General features: G+C 72.9%; 15 protein-coding genes and 1 tRNA gene. 7 read left to right on the plus strand and 9 right to left on the minus strand.

Annotation, left to right across the window (positions count from 1 at the left end):
* The first annotated feature begins 423 nt into the window (after window positions 1-423).
* Window positions 424-4,338, plus strand: coding sequence for a metallophosphoesterase (locus D1350_RS23590; protein WP_164545043.1), 3,915 nt, complete (start codon window positions 424-426; stop codon window positions 4,336-4,338).
* A gap of 135 nt (window positions 4,339-4,473) precedes the next feature.
* Here D1350_RS23590 and D1350_RS05795 read toward each other — a convergent pair whose 3' ends face one another.
* Together D1350_RS05795 and D1350_RS05800 are read right to left on the minus strand one after the other, a co-directional pair.
* Window positions 4,474-5,337: an alpha/beta fold hydrolase gene (locus D1350_RS05795; RefSeq protein ID WP_125774876.1), complete on the minus strand. Its 864-nt coding sequence runs from the start codon at window positions 5,335-5,337 to the stop codon at window positions 4,474-4,476.
* A gap of 88 nt (window positions 5,338-5,425) precedes the next feature.
* Window positions 5,426-6,031 (minus strand): PadR family transcriptional regulator, encoded by a 606-nt coding sequence (locus tag D1350_RS05800; protein WP_206074438.1) that lies wholly within the window; start codon window positions 6,029-6,031, stop codon window positions 5,426-5,428.
* Between the two features lie 70 nt (window positions 6,032-6,101).
* On the opposite strand from D1350_RS05800, the gene D1350_RS05805 reads away from it, so the two are divergent.
* From D1350_RS05805 to trmB, 3 genes are all read left to right on the plus strand, one after another.
* A complete protein-coding gene (locus tag D1350_RS05805) occupies window positions 6,102-7,292 on the plus strand; it encodes an FAD-dependent oxidoreductase (protein WP_125774878.1) in 1,191 nt (396 codons plus the stop codon).
* Between the two features lie 84 nt (window positions 7,293-7,376).
* Window positions 7,377-7,847 (plus strand): hypothetical protein, encoded by a 471-nt coding sequence (locus D1350_RS05810; protein WP_125774880.1) that lies wholly within the window; start codon window positions 7,377-7,379, stop codon window positions 7,845-7,847.
* Window positions 7,848-7,887: 40 nt separating this feature from the next.
* Entirely contained in the window at window positions 7,888-8,643 is a 756-nt protein-coding gene (gene trmB, locus D1350_RS05815) for a tRNA (guanosine(46)-N7)-methyltransferase TrmB (RefSeq protein WP_125774883.1), read from the plus strand.
* Between the two features lie 81 nt (window positions 8,644-8,724).
* Here trmB and D1350_RS05820 read toward each other — a convergent pair whose 3' ends face one another.
* From D1350_RS05820 to D1350_RS05835, 4 genes are read right to left on the minus strand one after another with little or no spacing between them, the layout of a single operon-like run.
* On the minus strand, window positions 8,725-9,633 hold the full coding sequence (locus tag D1350_RS05820) for an ABC transporter substrate-binding protein (RefSeq protein ID WP_125774885.1): 909 nt from the start codon (window positions 9,631-9,633) through the stop codon (window positions 8,725-8,727).
* Window positions 9,634-9,650: 17 nt separating this feature from the next.
* Complete coding sequence (locus D1350_RS05825; RefSeq protein WP_125774887.1) at window positions 9,651-10,334, minus strand: ABC transporter permease; 684 nt, start codon at window positions 10,332-10,334, stop codon at window positions 9,651-9,653.
* A complete protein-coding gene (locus D1350_RS05830; RefSeq protein ID WP_125774889.1) occupies window positions 10,331-11,065 on the minus strand; it encodes an ABC transporter permease in 735 nt (244 codons plus the stop codon). The genes D1350_RS05825 and D1350_RS05830 overlap by 4 nt, the downstream gene beginning before the upstream one ends.
* The gene (locus D1350_RS05835) at window positions 11,062-11,877 is read right to left on the minus strand and encodes an ABC transporter ATP-binding protein (RefSeq protein WP_125774891.1); all 816 of its coding nucleotides are present in this window, start codon (window positions 11,875-11,877) and stop codon (window positions 11,062-11,064) included. Before D1350_RS05835 ends, D1350_RS05830 begins: the two co-directional genes overlap by 4 nt.
* Window positions 11,878-12,032: 155 nt before the next feature.
* Here D1350_RS05835 and D1350_RS05840 point away from each other — a divergent pair, with 155 nt between their 5' ends.
* The 3 genes from D1350_RS05840 (at window position 12,033) to D1350_RS05850 (ending at window position 17,087) form a co-directional block, all read left to right on the plus strand.
* Window positions 12,033-14,435, plus strand: coding sequence for a Tex family protein (locus tag D1350_RS05840; RefSeq protein ID WP_125774893.1), 2,403 nt, complete (start codon window positions 12,033-12,035; stop codon window positions 14,433-14,435).
* 151 nt (window positions 14,436-14,586) lie between these two features.
* The gene (locus D1350_RS05845; RefSeq protein ID WP_125774895.1) at window positions 14,587-16,119 is read left to right on the plus strand and encodes a dihydrolipoyl dehydrogenase family protein; all 1,533 of its coding nucleotides are present in this window, start codon (window positions 14,587-14,589) and stop codon (window positions 16,117-16,119) included.
* Between the two features lie 56 nt (window positions 16,120-16,175).
* Window positions 16,176-17,087, plus strand: coding sequence for an ATP-grasp domain-containing protein (locus tag D1350_RS05850; RefSeq protein WP_125774897.1), 912 nt, complete (start codon window positions 16,176-16,178; stop codon window positions 17,085-17,087).
* A gap of 63 nt (window positions 17,088-17,150) precedes the next feature.
* On the opposite strand, the gene D1350_RS05855 is transcribed toward D1350_RS05850, so the two are convergent.
* From D1350_RS05855 to D1350_RS23595, 3 genes are all read right to left on the minus strand, one after another.
* A tRNA-His gene (locus D1350_RS05855) sits at window positions 17,151-17,226 on the minus strand.
* An 84-nt stretch (window positions 17,227-17,310) separates the two neighbouring features.
* Window positions 17,311-17,946 (minus strand): oligoribonuclease, encoded by a 636-nt coding sequence (orn, locus tag D1350_RS05860; protein WP_276313709.1) that lies wholly within the window; start codon window positions 17,944-17,946, stop codon window positions 17,311-17,313.
* 157 nt (window positions 17,947-18,103) lie between these two features.
* Window positions 18,104-18,250 (minus strand): hypothetical protein, encoded by a 147-nt coding sequence (locus D1350_RS23595; RefSeq protein ID WP_164545044.1) that lies wholly within the window; start codon window positions 18,248-18,250, stop codon window positions 18,104-18,106.
* Window positions 18,251-18,398: the final 148 nt, after the last annotated feature.

Genomic DNA, 18,398 nt, shown 5'->3' on the forward strand with positions numbered 1-18,398 from the left:
AACCGCACCCGCAGCTGATCTGCGTCCGATGAAGACGACACGGTCCTCGCAACCCCCAAAAACTCTGGGTGTTGCGAGGACCGCTAGATAGCCCCAGTCACCGGGGGCCTTTCGCGTGCCCGGGGGTCTGACCGGCGCCCGCGACCCTCCGACGACCAGGTAACTGTTCCCCCTTTGACGCTGAGACGGGGAACAACGTCCTGGTCGTCGAAGGGTCGCGCTCGTTGCCCCGCCCCCCGGTCGGACGTGTCCGACAGTTCTCCTGATTGTCGCCTGGGGCACTCCCCATGTTCACCCGGTACGTGCACCGTGACCCGTCGGGTGCGCTTGCCGCGCCCTCCCTCGATGACGACAGGAAGGACGGGTGCGACCATGCGGTCGACCACAACCAGACGAGGCGGGCGTTCTCGCCGCCGAGAGCAGGTGGGGCTCGTCGCCGCGGTGACGCTCGCCGCGCTGCTCGGCGGCGGAGTCGCCGCCGCAGCCGCGTCCACGCCTGGACCGACGGCCTCGCCGGCCGCCACGGAGGCCGCCACGGAGGCCGCCGCCCAGGAGGCGAAGGCCAGGCCGACGCTCACGCCAGGCCCGACCACCCCGACGTCGGGCACCCCGGGTCTCGTGCCCGCGGACGGCGCCTTCCTGGAGGGCACCACCACCGTGGCGGCGACGCCGTTCACCGGCGGCGACGACGTGACGGCGCTGACCGTCGACGGTGCGCCCGTCGCGGGCGCGACCCCGACCGTGGGCTCCTCCCGGCTGACCTTCACGGTCGGCAGCAACTCGACCGAGGCCCGGTACGGCAGCTACGTGCTGGTCAACGGCGACTTCCGGGTCGACCTCGGCGACGCGGCCAGCCAGGTCGTCACGCTGGAGATCCCGAACGAGCACCTCGTCACCGGCGAGAACACCGTCGAGGTCGTCGTCGGAGCCATCACGACGAGCTGCGGCAGCAACCACGACGACTTCGTGCTGTCGGACTTCGGCCTGACGCTGCTCGGCGAGATCGCGGACGGTGAGGAGAACGAGTTCTCCTACGCGTTCGGCGACGGCAGCTGCGGCAGCAACACGTCCCTCCTGCTGCGGGCCGGGCTGAGCTTCTTCGTGCTCGGCGACCCGCAGGGCACCACGGGCCTCTCCGCCGACGTCGACACCACGACCCTCGCCAACGGCGAGCACGTGGTCGAGGCGCGGACGGCGTCGGGCGCGGCCACCACCCACACGGTGACCGTCAACAACGCCCCCGCCGGCGCACCCCGCGTCACGCCGGTGGACGGCGCGCTCGTGAACGGCACGCAGATCGTCACCGCCGCGGCTCCGGCCGACGGCGAGGGCGGCACCGCGTCCCTCACGATCGACGGCACCGAGCCGCCCACGCCCGCCACCCTGGGTGCCGCGGGCGCGACGTTCTCGTTCGACGTGGGCTCCAACTCGATCGACGACGCGTACCACAACTACCTCCTCGTCAACGGTGCGCGGGTCGAGCTCGGCGGCGACCACGTGAACGAGCGCGTGGACATCACGATCCCCGGCCGGCTCCTCGTCCCGGGCGACAACACGATCGCCGTCGTCACCGGTGACTACCAGAGCAGCTGCGGCGTCAACCGCGACGACTTCGCCATCTCGAACCTGGCTCTCGCCCTCGACGGCGCCACGGTGGCCGGCCACGGCGTGCAGCCGTCGTACTCCTTGGGCGACGGGAACTGCGGCAGCAGCAGCGCGCCGCGCGAGATCGAGCACACCTGGACGATCGACGCCCCGGCCGTGCACGTCCAGCCCGCCCTCGGCGCCGGGGACGCGACGCTCGCGTTCACCGTCGGCACCAACTCGATCGAGGCCCGGTACCACAGCTACCTCCTGGTCAACGGCGAGCAGATCTTCATCGACGACCGCAACTACGTCAGCGAGCGCGTCGAGATCACCGTCCCGAACGGGCTGCTCAGCCCGGGCTGGAACCGGGTCGACGTGGTGACGGGCACCTTCCCGGGCTCCTGCGGCCAGAACCGCGACGACTACTCGCTGTCGGCCGTGACGCTCACCCCCGCGCAGGGCACCGCCACGCAGGCGGCCGTGCTGAGCAGCTACGCCATGGGCGACGGCAACTGCGGCAGCAGCGTGAACCCGATGACCGAGGTGGATCTCGCCTTCTTCGTCGACGCCGAGGCCCGCGGCCTCCGCGCGGACGTGGACACGACGCGCCTTGCGGACGGCCGGCACGAGGTCGCGGCGACGTCGACCACGGGCGAGACCGCCACGCGCACCCTCTTCACCGACAACAGCGCCCCTGTGGTGGCGTCGTCGTCTCCCGCGGCGGGCGAGGTGCTCAGCTCGAGCGCGCCGCTCGCGGTCACCCTCGAGGACGCGTCCGGCGTGGTCTCCGGGCCGGACGTGACGCTCGACGGCGCCGCCGTGGCTCTCGGCGACCTGGTGGGTCCGGGCCTGACGGCCGGCGAGCACGTGCTCGCCGTGTCCGCCACGGACGGCCTGGGCAACGCGGCCACGCGGGAGGTCCGCTTCTCCAGCGCGGGCATCCCCGACGTGCCCGCCGACCTCGCCCCCGCGGTCGGCGCGACCGACCAGCAGGGCACCGTCACCCTCTCGGCCACCGTGGCCGAGCCCGACGGCGGGGACGTCACCGCGACGTTCTCGCAGGCTGAGATCCTCACCCCGAACCAGGCCTGGTCCGGCACCTCCGAGGACGTGCCGACCACGCTGGTCGTGCCGGGTGAGAAGAACCTGGGCCGCACCCAGGACCTGGCCCCCGGCGACGGGAAGTCGCTCGCGGCGCCCGCCGGACGGGACGTCACCTACCAGCGCTTCGACGTCCAGGTGAAGGGCGGCGTCGAGGCTCCGGTGCTGCGCTGGGAGGGGACGGTCGACCCCGAGCGTCTCGCCTCGCTGTACGCGTGGGACGTCGTGGCCGGCGCCTGGGACCTCGTAGGCCGGGCGCGCGGCGCCGTCGAGGGCGCCACGGTGCTCGAGGCGGCGGTGGACCCCGCGGCCCACGTGGACGGCCAGCAGGTGCACGTGCTGGTCACGGGCGAGGACCCCTTCGCCGACGACATCGAGCCCGGCGACCCGGACAGGTTCGCGGACCCCGAGGACTACGACTTCTCGATCGTCCACCTCACCGACACGCAGTACCTGTCGGAGGGCGCCGTGGAGCACGACACCGCCGAGGAGCGCGCCGTCTGGGCGTCCGCCTACTCCGGCATCGTGGACTGGGTCGCCCAGAACGCCGAGGACCGCAAGATCTCGTACGTGGCACACACCGGCGACATCACCGAGAACAACATCCGGCCGCCGGCCACGCCCGAGCTGGCGCAGCAGGCCGTGGGCGAGTTCGAGTTCTCGTCCGCGCAGCAGCGCGTGCTCGACGACGCGGGCGTGCCGAACGGCGTGGTCGCGGGCAACCACGACAACCAGTCAGGCCGGGACGGGACGCTGTACAACGAGTACTTCGGCCCCGACCGGTACGCGGCACTCTCGCAGGAGTGGGAGCACGCCGAGTACGGCGGCCCGTGGCGCGAGGGCGACAACGAGAACCACTACGACCTTTTCTCGGCCGGTGGCCTCGACTTCGTGGTGGTGGGCCTGTCCTACGGCGTGACGCGCGACGAGGCCGAGTGGGCCGACTCGATCCTCAAGCGGTTCTCGGACCGCAACGCCATCGTGCTCACGCACGACTACCTCGAGCCGTCCAGCGCGCCCGACGGTCGCGGCGCCGCGTACGGCGGGACGGACGGCCCGATGCTCTACAAGACGGTGGTGGAGGACAACCCGAACGTGTTCCTCATCCTCGCCGGGCACCGCCACGGCGTGGGTACCAACGTGAAGCCGCAGGTGGGCGATGTGGGCCACGGCGTGGTCGAGCTCCTCGCGGACTACCAGTTCTACACGGTGCCCGCGGGCCAGGTGGGCCTGGGCGAGCACTACGAGGACCCGGCGACCCGGCTGCGGCTCGGCGCGTCGTTCTTCCGGATGCTCCAGTTCGACGTGGACCGCGGCGAGATGATCGTGGACACCTACTCGCCCATGCTCGGTGAGTTCGGCGCCACCGAGTACGACGAGGACCAGAAGTACAACGGCCTCGAGGACAACATGGTGCTCCCCGTGGACCTCACGTCGCGCACCACGTCGTTCACCACGGACTCCGTGGTGGTCTACGACCCGGTGTCGGTGATCGGGTCCGCCACGGCGGCCTCCGGCTCGGCGGCCACCGTCCAGTGGGCCGGCCTCCAGCCCGGCACCACCTACGCGTGGATCGTCACCGCCCGCAGCACGGGCGGCGGGGTGACGACGGCGTCGCCGTCGTACTTCACGACGGCCCCGAAGAAGTAGCCACAGCCTCGGCGACCTGGTCGCCGAGGCGAGCGGCCGGCGTCGGGCCCCCTGTCCGACGCCGGCCCGCTCGTCGCCCCCGGGCTGAAGCCCCCGAGTTGTCAGAAGCTCTGGTGCGGGCCCGTCGCCCGCCGCTCAGAGCACCTCGCGCAGGCGGGCGGCGAAGGCGTCGGGCTTACCCGTCTGGCCGTACTCGCCGCCCAGGAAGCCGCCGTGGTCGCTGGGGAAGACGCTGGGCTCCGTGCCGAGCAGCGCGGCCACGGCGTCGGCCCCGCGGGCGGCCAGCTGGGCGCCGGACTCCTCGCCCCGCGCGACGACGACGCGCGTGGGGGCCGAGCGGAGGGCGTCGGCGTCCGGCACGTAGTCGGGGAGCGTCCTCAGGCTGACGCCGAGGAGCTGGTCGTCGCGCGACCCGTCGTCCTCGGTCGGCAGCCCGAACATGGCGGGGTCGGGCGTGTTCTGCTCCACCCAGCCCTCCGGGATCGGGCCCTCGTGGGTCACGATCGCGATGAACTGCGCCATCGCGGGGCCGAGGCCCTTGCTCAGGTAGGTCTGGTGGATGCCGAGCATCGCCGCGTGGGCCGCGTCGCCGTCGGGCAGCACGCGGGGGACGGGCGGCTCGTGGGCGACGAGGGTGCGCACGTCGCCCGGGTGGGCCTCGACCCACGCGAGGGCGTTCACGGCGCCGCCGCTCGACGCGAAGACGTCCACCGGGCCGGCGCCCAGCTCGGCGACGAGGCGGTGCAGGTCGTCGGCGTGGGTGTGGGGCGTGGCGGGGGCGGCGCCCGGCTCGAGGGTGCTCCGCTCGATCCCGCGCGGGTCGTACGTGACGACCGTGCGGTCGGTGAAGTGCCCGGCCATCGTGGCGAAGCCTTCCGCGCCCATCGGCGAGCCGATGAGCACCAGGGGAGTCTCGTCGCCCGCCGACTCCGCCGGCCGCACGTCGTAGGTCAGCACGGCGCCCGGAACGTCGAGCGTGGCGGTCTTCTTCTCGGACATCGTGAGCTCCTCGGGCTGTACCGGCCGGGCACTGCTGTGCCCCTGGGAGAAGAGACGACGGCCGCACGGGGAACTCATCGGTCGGCGGTCAGTCCGGCGGTCGCGACGCCAGAATCTCCTTGGTGTCCCAGGTCAGGGAGCCCGTGCGGAGGTCGGCGACCACCTGCCGGACCCATCCCAGCTCAGCCTGTGTGACGGTGACGAAGTGCTCGTGCTCGAGCATGAGCACCCGGGGCAGGCTCAGCTCCTGGGCGTACGCCGCCTCGTGCGCGGCCTGCTCCAGGGCAACCTCGAGCGCGGCGGCGCGCTCTTCGAGCCGGACCCGGACCAGGTCGGGCGCCGTGATGGCGAGCACCGCGAGTACTGCCCGGAACTCCGGGAACTCGCGCGCGGGCGTGGCGAGGGCGGCGTCCATCCAGCGCCGCAGCGCGTCGCGGCCGGTCGCCGTGAGGGCGTAGACGATCCGGGCCGGTGCCGTGTCGGCCGCCCGCTTCTCATGGACCTCGATGAGCCCGTCCCGGACCAGGCGCTCGATCGCCTGGTAGACGCTGTTGCTGCGCGCCACGTTGACGACGTCGTCCTTGCGCCGCGTCTTGATGAGCCGCTGCATCCGGTACGCGTGCATGGGCTCCTCGGCCAGCAGCGCCAGCAGGACCATGGCGAGGGGGGAACGCGGCCGGGAGTCGAGGGTCACGGCGTCCAGCCTATCGACGAGACCTCGCCGAGGCTTGCCAGATTATGGTTAGCCATTTTATGGTATTTACATGAGAGCGATCATCATCGGAGCGGGCATCACCGGGCCCGTGACCGCCATGGCCCTGCAGAAGGCGGGCATCGACGCGACGGTCTTCGAGGCGTACCACCGCACCGCGGACGGCGTCGGCGCCTACCTCAACCTCGCCCCCAACGGGCTCGCCGCCCTGAGGATCCTGGGGATCGACCCCCGGGAGCTCGGCGGCTTCGACACCCCCGCTCTGGAGCTCCGCGGGTCCTCCGGCAGGGTCCTCGCGCGGCTGCCGATGGGGCGCGACGGCGCCGTGAGCCAGACCGTGCGCCGCTCGGACCTCTACGTCCGACTCCGCGACGAGGCGGCGCGGCGGGGCGTCCCGCTCGAGTTCGGCAAGCGGCTCGTCGACGCGACCACGCGGCCCGACGGCGTCGTGGTCGCCTCGTTCGCGGACGGCACCACAGCGGAAGGAGACGTCCTCGTCGGCGCGGACGGCCTGCACTCCCGGACGCGGGCCATCCTCGACCCGGACTGCCCGCCGCCCCGCTACACGGGCCTCCTGAACACCGGGGGCTACGCGTCGGGCGTCGAGGTCGACACGCCCACGGGGATGTTCACCATGGTCTTCGGCCGGCGGGCCTTCTTCGCCTACGCCCACCGCGGCCCGGGCGACGTCTGGTGGTTCGCCAACGTGCCGCGATCCCGCGCGGCGAGCCCGGAGGAGCTCGCGGTCTGGACGCCTGAGCGCTGGCGGTCGGAGCTCGTGAGGCTGTTCGCCGACGACGACAGCCCGGCGCTCGACCTGATCGCTGCTTCGCCCGAGATCATCCCGCCGTGGAACACCCTCGACCTGCCGTCCGTGCCGGTCTGGCGGCGGGGGCCGGTCGGGCTGATCGGGGACGCGGCCCACGCCATCTCGCCCACCTCCGGGCAGGGGGCCTCCCTGGCGATCGAGGACGGCGTGCTGCTGGCGCGGTTCCTCCGCGACCACGACGACCCGGCTACCGGCTTCGCGGGCTTCGAGGCCGCGCGCCGACGCCGGGTGGAGAGACTCATCGCGCAGGCGAAGCGCACGTCCAACCAGAAGATCCCGAACCCGCTCACCCGGGCCCTGCGCGACCACGTGATCCTCCCGCTGGTCGGCAGGGCGGCGGCGCGGACCACGCACGACTGGGTGACCGACCACCGGATCGACTGGGACGAGCCGGCCTCCCGGCCGGCTACCTGAGGTGCGCGGTCACCCTTCGGCCCGCGCGGCATTTCACCCCATATGAGCGAGCGGGCGATCGCGGGCCCATGGGACGCTCGACCCATGAATCGCAGTGTTGCGCGCCCTGCGCGTCGGATCGTCGTCGTCCTCGCCGCAGCCGCGGTCGCCGCCGCCCTCGGCGCCTGCAGCCCCCAGGACCTGGTGGACGGGGCGGTCGAGAACGCCGTCGAGCAGCAGACCGGCGCGGACGTGGACGTCGAGACGGACGGCAGCCTCCCGGCGGACTTCCCTGCCGACGTGGTCCCGCTCGTCGACGGGAAGATCTCGCACGGCGTCGGCAACGACACGGACGGCGGCAAGGTGTGGATCGTCGCGATGGAGTACGACGGCACCGCCGACGAGGCCACCACCGCCGCGCGCGACGCGCTCACGGCGGCCGGATTCGCCGAGCCCGAGGGCATGACCGGGATGGGGCTGCTCGAGAAGGACGACTACCAGGTCCTCGTGGTCTCGGCGGGCCAGGGCGGTGTGACGGCGCTCAGCTACACCGTCACCCTGCGCCCGGCGGGGTAGGTCTCGCAGGGCACGGGTGCCGCGCCCGTACCCTTGAAGCGTGAGCCAGACCGCGCCCCCCGACCTGTCCCGCTTCCGCAAGCAGCCCGTCTCGTTCGTGCGTCGAAGCGGCAGGCTCACGGACAAGCAGCAGCGTGCCTGGGACGCCCGGGGGGACGCGTACGTGATCGACGTGCCGCGGGCCGTCGCCCGCACCTCGGTGGAGCTGACGTGGTCGCTCGACGTCCCGCAAGCCTTCGGCCGGACGGCGCCGCTCGTCCTGGAGATCGGTTCAGGGCTGGGGGAGTGCGTCGCGGCCGCCGCGTCGTCGGACCCCGCCCGTGACTTCCTCGCCGTCGAGGTCTACGAGCCGGGCCTGGCGCAGACCGTCGTCCGCGCGGAGCGCGCGGGCCTCGAGCTCGGTCAGGAAGGGCTCCCGAACCTGCGCCTGGTCCAGGCGAACGCCGCGGAGCTCCTGGACACCGCGCTGCCCGCAGGGTCGCTGGACGAGCTGTGGGTGTTCTTCCCGGACCCGTGGCACAAGTCGCGCCACCACAAGCGCCGCCTGGTCAACGGGTCGTTCGCCGAGCTGGCCGCCCGCGCGGTGCGGCCGGGCGGGACGTGGCGGCTGGCGACGGACTGGGCCGAGTACGCGGAGCAGATGATCGCGGTCGTGGAGGCGTCCGGCCACTTCCGCAACGCGCACGGCGCCGGCCGCACCGCCCCGCGGTTCCCGGGGCGGGTCCTGACGAGCTTCGAGCGCAAGGCGCACGCCGCCGGACGGGCCATCACGGACCTGGAGTACGTCCGGGTCTGACCCGACGGTCCGCCGCCCCTCCGCCGAGGTAGTGCCTTGGTCGGACGAAGGCACTACCTCGGCGGGCTGGAGAGCGGCCGGTCAGACCAGGCCGTTCTCCTCCAGCCAGTCGGTCGCGATGGTCGCGGCCGGGAGCTGCTCCTCGACGCTGCGCGAGTTGAGGCCGACGAGCTCCTCGGCCGTCATCGTGGTGCTGATCTCGTCGATGATCGCGGCGGCCTCCTCGTCCACGTCGTCGCTGGCGAGCGGCACCACGTGGGACGCCAGGAACAGGCCCTTGGTGTCCTCGAGCGCGACGAGCCCGTTCTTCTGGATCGACGGGTCGGCGGTGTAGATGATGGCCATCTGGATGTCACCGTCCTCGAGCGCCTTGACGGTGAGCGGGCCACCGCTGTCCTCGATGGGCGTGTAGCCCACCTCGATGCCGTAGGTGTCGGCCAGGCCGCGGGGACCGTTGGGCCGGGTCTCGCCCTCGGAGTTGCCGCCGAGGGTGAGCGGCTCGGTGACCTCGGCGAGGTCGTCGATCGTGGTCAGCCCCCACTGGTCGGCGAACTCGCTCGTCACCACGTAGGCGTCCTGGTCGGTCGCCGGTGACTGCTCGAGCACGCGCAGGCCCTCGGGGGTCGACTCGCCGAGCTCGGCGTAGACGTCGTCGGCCAGGCGCGCCGACGTGTCGGGGACCCAGTACTGCAGGAGGGGCCCCGTGTACTCGGGGAACAGGTCGATGCTCCCTGACTCGATCTCCGGGAGGTAGGCCTCGCGCTGTCCGATGCGGAACTCGCGCTCGACCGTGTAGCCGCCCGCCTCGAGGGCCTGTGCGTAGATCTCGGCGATGATCTCGTTGGAGTAGTAGTCCTGGGAGCCGATGACGATGGTCTCGCCGGCGTCGCCGGCCGGCTCCTCGGCCAGAGGGTCCTCGGACGAGCACCCCGCGAGGAGCGCGACTCCGAGCAGGGTGGTGACGCCCGTGCGGAGGGTGTGGCGGTTCATCCGTGTCCTTTCGTTCGTCACGCGGGTGCGCGACGTGCGTGCGTGGGCGCCGCGGCCCGTGCGGCGGCACGCTGGATCGAGGCCAGGACGGCCTCGAGCACGAGGGTCAGCGCGATGACGAGCAGCGCACCGGCCAGCATCTGGGGGTAGTCGCGGGTCTTGAGCCCGGCGAAGAGGTAGCGCCCGAGCCCGGTGTCCGACACGTAGGCGGCGAGGGTGGCCGTGGCGACGACCTGCAGCGTGGCGGCGCGGACGCCGCCGAGCAGCACCGGCATCGCCAGCGGCAGCTCGACCTGGCGGACCACCTGCGCCTCGCTCATCCCGGACGCGCGGGCGGCGTCGACGACGTCGGGCGCCACCGCCTCCACGCCGGCGTAGGCGCCGGCGAGGAGCGACGGGATCGCGAGGACGACCAGCGCGGCGAGCGGCGCCTGCAGCCCGATGCCCATCATCAGGCCGAGGATCGTCAGCAGGCCCAGCGTGGGGACGGCGCGAGCCGCACCCGCGACCGCCACGACGACGCCGCGTCCCCGGCGCGTGTGCCCCACGAGGACCCCGACGGGGATCGCGACGGCCGCGGAGACCGCGACGACGGCCACCGTGATGGCGAGGTGCTGGGCGAGGCGGGCCGCGATCCCGCTGGGACCGGACCAGTGGACCGGGTCGGCGAGCCACGCGAGGGCTTCGGCGAAGAGGTTCATCGCGCCGCCTCCGCGGTGGCGGGGATGCCTGTGGCACCACGGCCCGCCGTCGGCCGGGGGCCGCCGGGCCGGGGCAGGATGCCCAGCGAGGGGGCCACGCCGACCCGCGTCCAGGGCGTGAGCGCCCGGCCCGCGAGCAGGCAGGCGGCGTCGAGCACGAGCGCGAGGGCGACGGTCGTGACGATGCCCGTGACGACCTCCGCGGTGATGCCGCGCTGGAACCCGTCGGTGAACAGGGAGCCGAGGCTCGGGATGCCAACGAGGGCACCGATCGTCGCCAGGCCGACGGTGCTCACCGTGACCACCCGGACCCCGGAGACGAGCACCGGCACGGCGAGGGGCAGCTCCACCCGCCAGAACAGCGCGCGCGGGGAGTGGCCGAGGGAGACGGCCGCCTGGCGCACGGGATCGCTGATCGACGAGAACGCGTCGGCGGCGGTGCGGACGAGGAGCGCCGTGCCGTAGACGGTCAGGGCGACGACCAGCGTCGCGGGCGACCGCAGCGGGATCCCCAGGACCACCGGGACGACGATCAGCAGCGGGAGGGCGGGGACGGCGTAGAGGACGCTCGCTGCGCTCAGGAGGGCACCGCCTGCGCGGGGGGAGCGCTGGGCCATCCGCCCGAGGGGCACGGCCAGCACGATGCTGAGGAGGATGGCGGGGGCCGAGACCGCCAGGTGCCGCACGGTCAGGTCGACGACCTGCGGCCAGGCCGAGCTGAGCCAGGTCATGGCGAGAGCACTCCCGCCGGGCGGCCGTTCGCGTCGACGACGAGACGCCGGCCGTCCACCTCCACCGTGGTGAGCAGCCTCTCGGGGCGGTCGGCCCCGACGAAGTCCCGGACGAAGTCGTCGGCGGGGTGGGTCAGGATCTGGCTGGGGGTGCCGGCCTGGGCGACGCGCCCGCCCTCGCGCAGCACCACCACCTCGTCGCCGACGCGGAACGCCTCGTCGATGTCGTGCGTGACCAGCACGATCGTCTTGCCCAGCTCGGCCTGGAGCCGGAGCAGCTCGTCCTGCAGCTCGCGCCGCACGATCGGGTCGACGGCGCCGAACGGCTCGTCCATCAGCAGGATGTTCGGGTCGGCCGCCAGGGCGCGTGCGACGCCGACCCGCTGCTGCTGCCCGCCCGAGAGCTGGGACGGATAGCGAGGGCCGAGCGAGGGGTCGAGGCCTACGCGCTCGAGGAGCTCCGTGGCCGCCGTGCGGGCGGCCCGCCGTGGGGTGCCGGAGAGGACGGGGACCGTCGCGATGTTGTCGAGCACCGTGCGGTGCGGGAGCAGGCCTCCGGCCTGGAGGACGTAGCCGATCGACCGCCGCAGCACGACCGGGTCCAGGGTGCGCACGTCCTCGTCGTCGATCAGGACGGAGCCGGACGAGGGGTCGACCATCCGGTTGACCATCCGCAGGAGCGTGGTCTTGCCGGACCCGGACGAGCCGACGAGGGCCACGGTCTTGTGCGACGGCACATGGTGGCTGAAGTCGTCCACCGCGACGGTGCCGTCGGGATAGACCTTCCGGACGGCGCGGAACTCGATCGGCATGCCGACCACGTTATAACTCCGAACGCCAGTTCGGGTGGTTCGATTCGGGCGTTTCGCTCCTGCCGAACACGGGAGCCGCTCGCCGCCGATGCGACAACCCCGCGAGCGGGCTGGCAGGATGCGTCGGGACTCGCAGGAAGGTGAGGTAACGGACAGTGCTGAGCATCAACCGGCGCATCGCAGACGAGCTGGGCGTGAGGGAGTCGCAGGTGGCTTCCGCGGTCGGCCTGCTGGACGAGGGCGCGACGGTGCCCTTCATCGCGCGCTACCGCAAGGAGGTGACGGGCACGCTCGACGACATCCAGCTCCGCGCGCTGGAGGAGCGGCTGCGTTACCTGCGGGAGCTCGAGGAGCGGCGGGCGGCGATCCTGGCGTCGATCGAGGAGCAGGGCAAGCTCGACGACGCCTTGCGCACCCAGATCCTCACCGCCGACACCAAGGCCCGGCTCGAGGACATCTACCTCCCCTTCAAGCCGAAGCGGCGCACCAAGGCGCAGATCGCCCGCGAGAACGGGCTCGAGCCGCTCGCGCTGGCGCTGCTGACCGACCCGTCGCTCGACCCGGCCGACGCGGCCGCACCCTACGTGACCGGCGAGGTCGCCGACACCGCGGCGGCGCTCGACGGCGCCCGTGCCATCCTGATCGAGCGCATGGGGGAGGACGCCGACCTCATCGGCACCCTGCGCGACCGGCTCTGGACCACCGGGCGCATGGTGTCCAAGGTCCGTGAGGGCAAGGAGGAGGCCGGCGCCAAGTTCGCCGACTACTTCGACTTCTCGCAGGCGCTGGCGGGCCTCCCGTCGCACCGCGTCCTCGCCATGTTCCGCGGCGAGAAGGAGGACGTGCTCGACCTGACGATCGAGCCGGAGGAGCCCACCGAGCCCGGCGTCCCGTCCAGCTTCGAGGGCGAGATCGCGCGCCGGTTCGGCGTCGCGGCGCAGGGTCGCCCGGCGGACCGCTGGCTCGTGGACACCGTCCGCTGGGCCTGGCGGACGCGCATCCTGGTCCACCTCGGCATCGACGCCCGCCTGCGGCTGCGCTCCGAGGCCGAGGACGAGGCGGTGCGCATCTTCGCGGCGAACCTCCGTGACCTGCTGCTGGCCGCCCCGGCAGGCACCCGCGCCACGATGGGCCTTGACCCGGGCCTGCGCACGGGCGTGAAGGTCGCGGTCGTGGACGCCACGGGCAAGGTCGTGGCCACCGACACGATCTACCCGCACGTGCCCGCGAACCGCTGGGACGAGTCGCTCGCGAAGCTGGGCGCGCTCTGCGCCAAGCACAACGTCGACCTGATCGCCATCGGCAACGGGACGGCCTCGCGCGAGACGGAACGCCTCGCGGCCGAGCTCATCAAGAAGGCGCCACAGCTGGGCCTCACCAAGGCCGTGGTGTCGGAGGCCGGGGCGTCGGTGTACTCGGCGTCGGCGTACGCGTCGGCCGAGCTCCCCGACCTCGACGTGTCGATCCGCGGTGCCGTGTCGATCGCGCGCCGGCTCCAGGACCCGTTGGCAGAGCTCGTGAAGATCGACCCCAGGTCGATCGGCGTGGGCCAGTACCAGCACGACATCACCGAGACCAAGCTGTCGCGCTCGCTGAGCGCGGTGGTCGAGGACTGCGTGAACGGTGTGGGCGTGGACCTCAACACGGCGTCCGTGCCGCTGCTCGCCCGCGTCTCCGGCATCACCACGGGCCTGGCGGAGAACATCGTCGCCTACCGCGACGCGAACGGCGCCTTCCCCTCCCGCGCGGCCCTGAAGAAGGTGCCCCGCCTGGGCCCGAAGGCGTTCGAGCAGTGCGCCGGCTTCCTCCGGGTCACGGGCGGCGACGAGCCGCTCGACGCGTCGTCGGTGCACCCCGAGGCCTACCCTCTCGCGCGCCGGATCGTCTCGGCGGCCGGGGCGGACGTCCGGTCGCTCATGGGTAACGCGGGCGCCCTGCGCACGCTGAAGCCGACGGAGTTCGTGGACTCCACGTTCGGTCTGCCGACCGTCACGGACATCTTCGCCGAGCTGGAGAAGCCGGGCCGTGACCCGCGTCCCGCGTTCACCACGGCCTCCTTCGCGGACGGCGTGGAGACCCTGTCCGACCTGGTCCCCGGCATGATCCTCGAGGGCCAGGTCACCAACGTTGCCGCGTTCGGCGCGTTCGTCGACGTCGGCGTGCACCAGGACGGCCTGGTCCACGTGTCGGCGATGTCGAAGTCGTTCGTGAACGACCCGCGCGAGGTCGTGAAGTCCGGCGACATCGTGAAGGTGAAGGTCCTCGACGTGGACCTGCCCCGCAAGCGGATCGCGCTGACGCTCCGCCTCGACGACGAGGTGTCGGTGGTCCCGGCCGGCGGCACGGGCACGGGCTCGGGCTCGGGTGCGGGCGGCTCTGGCGGCTCCGGCGGCGGGCGCGGCGACGGCGGTCGCGGACGCCGCGACGGCTCCGGCCCGCGAGGCGGTCGCGACGGGCGCCCGGGTGGTTCCGGTGGCTCGGGTGGCCGCGGCGGCCGCGAGGCAGCGCCGGCGAACACGGCGATGGCGGAGGCCCTGCGCCGCGCGGGCCTGGCCTGACCCGGAGGTCCGCTTCGAGAACGCCATCAGGTGCCGCCTCCCCCGCGGAAGCAGCACCTGATGGCGTTCTCGAAGCGGACAGCCCGCGGTGCCCGACGACGTGCGCGGCCTGGGCGTGGTGAACCAGGCCGCGGCGCGGCAGGATGGCGGGATGGACCCTGTTGAGGAGCTCTTCGACGTCGTCGTGATCGGTGGCGGCCCCGTGGGGGAGAACGCCGCCGACCGCGCCTCCCGTACCGGCCTGACGGTCGCGCTCGTCGAGGCCGAGCTGGTGGGGGGCGAGTGCTCCTACTGGGCCTGCATGCCCTCCAAGGTGCTGCTGCGCCCGGGGGCGGTCCGGGCGCTGGCGCGCGACGTGCCGGGCCTCGCCGACCCGGGTGCGCCCGACCCGGCGGCGGTCCTGGCCTGGCGCGACGAGGTGACGCACGACTGGGACGACGCGGGCCAGGTCGAGTGGGTCGAGGGCGCGGGCCTCACGCTCGTCCGGGGTCACGCGCGGCTCACCGGGGAGCGCCTCGTGGAGGTCTCGCTGCCCGACGGCGACGCGGCGCCCGGGTCGGGCGAGTCGCCCTCCGCGGGGGCTGGGCAGGGCACGCGGCTGCTGCGCGCCCGCCACGCCGTCGTCGCAGCGACGGGGAGCATCCCTGTGCTCCCCGACGTGCCGGGCATCGTCGGGGCCGAGCCGTGGTCCAGCCGGGAGGCGACCGGCGTCAAGGACGTCCCGGAGTCGCTCGTGGTGCTCGGCGGGGGCGTCGTGGCGACCGAGATGGCCACCGCCTTCGCCGACCTCGGCTCCCGGGTGACGATCCTGGCGCGGGGCGGGCTGCTCGGCGCGGCCGAGCCGTTCGCCGGAGAGGCTGTCGCGGCGTCCCTGCGCGAGGCGGGCGTCGACGTGCGCCTCGGCGTCGAGGCGAGGTCGGTGGAGCGGACCGCTGACGGGATCGTCACGGTGACGCACTCGGGGACAGACGGCGGGTCCGACGACACCGTGACCGCGGCCGAGCTCCTCGTCGCCACCGGCCGGGTTCCCCGGACCGGCGACCTCGGGATCGACAGTGTCGGGCTCGAGCCCGACGGCCCGCTGGACGTCGACGAGTCGATGCAGGTGCGCGGCGTGCCGGGCGGCTGGCTCTACGCCTGCGGCGACGTGACCGGACGCGCGCCCACCACCCACCAGGGCAAGTACCAGGCGCGCGTGGCGGGAGACGTGATCGCGGCACGGTACGGGAGCGGCGGCGGGGAGGAGGCGCCGACGCGGGGAGAGGAGGCCCCCGGCGTCGGGCAGGAGGCTTCTCGCTGGACGCGGTACGCGGCGACCGCCGACCACGTCGCGCGTACTCAGGTGGTGTTCACGCGGCCGCAGGTCGCGTGGGTCGGGTTCACCGAGCGCGAGGCGCGCGAGGCCGGGCTCCCCGTACGGGCGGTGTCGTACGACCTGTCCTGGGTGGCCGGTGCCACCGTGGCCGGCCAGGGGTACGCCGGCCAGGCCCAGGTGCTCGTCGACACCGAGCGGCGTGTCCTGGTGGGGGCCACGTTCGTGGGGCCCGACGCGGGCGAGATGCTCCACGCGGCCACGATCGCGATCGTGGGGGAGGTGCCGCTCGACCGGCTGTGGCACGCCGTACCCGCGTACCCGACGGTGAGCGAGGTCTGGCTGCGCTTCCTCGAGTCGTACGGGCTCTGACGGACGTCACCCTGGTCCTGGACGGGCTTGTCGCCACCCGCCGATAGTCTGCTCCCGTGACTTCGAACGCCCGCGTTGCCCTGGCCACCTGCTCCGTGCTGCCCGATCTCGATGCCGACGACCGTCCTCTCGTCGACGCTCTCGTCGCCCGTGGCGTGGACGCGGCGGCCGTCGTGTGGGACGACCCGTCGGTGGACTGGTCGGCCTTCGACCTCGTCGTGGTGCGCTCCACCTGGGACTACTCTGCCCGCCGCGACCAGTTCCTGGCGTGGGCCGACTCCGTGCCGCACCTGCTCAACAGCGCCGACGTGATCCGCTGGAACACGGACAAGCGGTACCTGCGGGTGCTGGAGGAGGCCGGCGTGCCGGTCATCCCCACCATCTGGCTGGACCCGGAGCGCCACCTGTCGAAGCGTGCCATCCACACGCGCATGCCCGCGTTCGGCGACTTCGTGGTCAAGCCCGTGGTCAGCGCGGGGGCGAAGGACACCGGTCGCTACCAGCCGATCTCGGCCGAGTCGCGCGCGCTGGCGATCATGCACGCGAACGAGCTGCTGATCAGCGGCCGCTGGGCCATGATCCAGCCCTACGTCACGAGCGTGGACACCGCGGGCGAGACCTGCCTGGTCTTCGTGGACGGCGAGCACACGCACGCCGTGCGCAAGAACGCGCTCCTCACCGGGCCGTCGCGCCCCACGCAGGGGCTGTACCAGGAGGAGGTCATGACGCCGTTCGAGGCGTCCGAGGCCCAGGTGGAGGTCGCCCGCCGTGCGCTCGACGCCGCCGCGAAGGAGCTCGGCACGAGCGAGCCGCTGCTCTACGCCCGCGTGGACCTCGTGACCCGCGACGACGGCACCCCGATGGTGATCGAGCTCGAGCTCACCGAGCCGTCGCTCTGGATGCAGTTCTCGGGTGACGCCAAGGCGGCGGAGCGGCTGGCGGACGCGATCGTGGCGCGTCTGGCGTGAGTCGTCCGCGTGCCGCGACCGGCACGCGAAAGGCCCCCTCGCTGCTGCGAGGGGGCCTTTCCATGGGGTGAGTAACGGGACTTGAACCCGCGACCCCCTGGACCACAACCAGGTGCTCTACCAGCTGAGCTATACCCACCATGCCGTACTCAGTTCGGGCCGAGAATCTGATGACCTCGACCGTCGAAAAGTGTACATGGTCCGAGCCCTCGTGCAGACCCGGTTACGAAGCGGTGGACCGCTTCGTGACGGACGTCTCGATCACGCTCGCGGCGACGGCCCGCGCGGTGGCGGTGTCGGGGCCGGGCTGGGGCACGAAGAGGGCCTCGCGGTAGTAGCGCAGCTCGTCGATGCTCTCCAGGATGTCGGCGAGCGCGCGGTGGCCGCCGCCCTTCTTCGGCGAGGCGAAGTAGACGCGCGGGTACCAGCGGCGGGCGAGCTCCTTGATCGAGGAGACGTCGATGATCCGGTAGTGCAGGTAGCCGACCAGGTCCGGCATGTCGCGGTCCAGGAACGACTTGTCGGTGCCCACGGAGTTGCCCGCCAGCGGGGCCTTGCCGGGCTCGGAGACCCACTCGCGCACATACTCCAGCACGCGCTTCTCCGCCTCGGCGAGGGTGACCCCGCCGGCCAGCTCCTCGAGGAGGCCGGAGGTGGTGTGCATGGTGCGGACGAAGTCGTTCATCTGCTCCAGCGCAGCGGCAGGCGGGGCGACCAGGACGTCCACGCCGTCGCCCAGCACGTTGAGCTCGGAGTCGGTGACGACGGCGGCGACCTCGACCAGCGCGTCGGCGCGCGTGTCCAGGCCGGTCATCTCGCAGTCGATCCACACGATGCGGTCGTTCGGTTGTGCACTCACGGGCACACTCTAGGCCGACGGGCACGGGTCCGGCGTCGGGACGCCGTCGTCCGGGCGCGCCGGGCCGGGATGCGAGAAGGCCCCTCCTCGTCGCGGTGGCGACGGGGGAGGGGCCTGTCGGGTGAGGCCTGCCGGGGGTGCCGGGGCACCGGGAGGCTCAGGCGGTCCGGGCGGGCTTGCGGGTGCTGACCGCACCGCGCCGACGACGGTCGAGGCGTCGCTGGGCGCTCGCCGAGCGCTCGGCGTCGCGGACCTGCTCGCGCTGCTCGATCCGGACGGAGTCGAAGATGGCCTGGAGATACATGGTGTGCGTGTCCTTCTGGTCGATCCGCAGGGTGCGCGGGTCTGGTGGTTCGGCCCGGGTCGGGCCAGGTGCGGCGGAGTGTTTCCGTCGTGTTACATCGTCCTCGGTTCCGGGGATGTCCACAACGTGATATGCGGCACGGTCTGTC

It is taken from the genome of Antribacter gilvus, assembly GCF_003946865.1.
In the GTDB taxonomy this organism is placed as follows: domain Bacteria; phylum Actinomycetota; class Actinomycetes; order Actinomycetales; family Cellulomonadaceae; genus Antribacter; species Antribacter gilvus.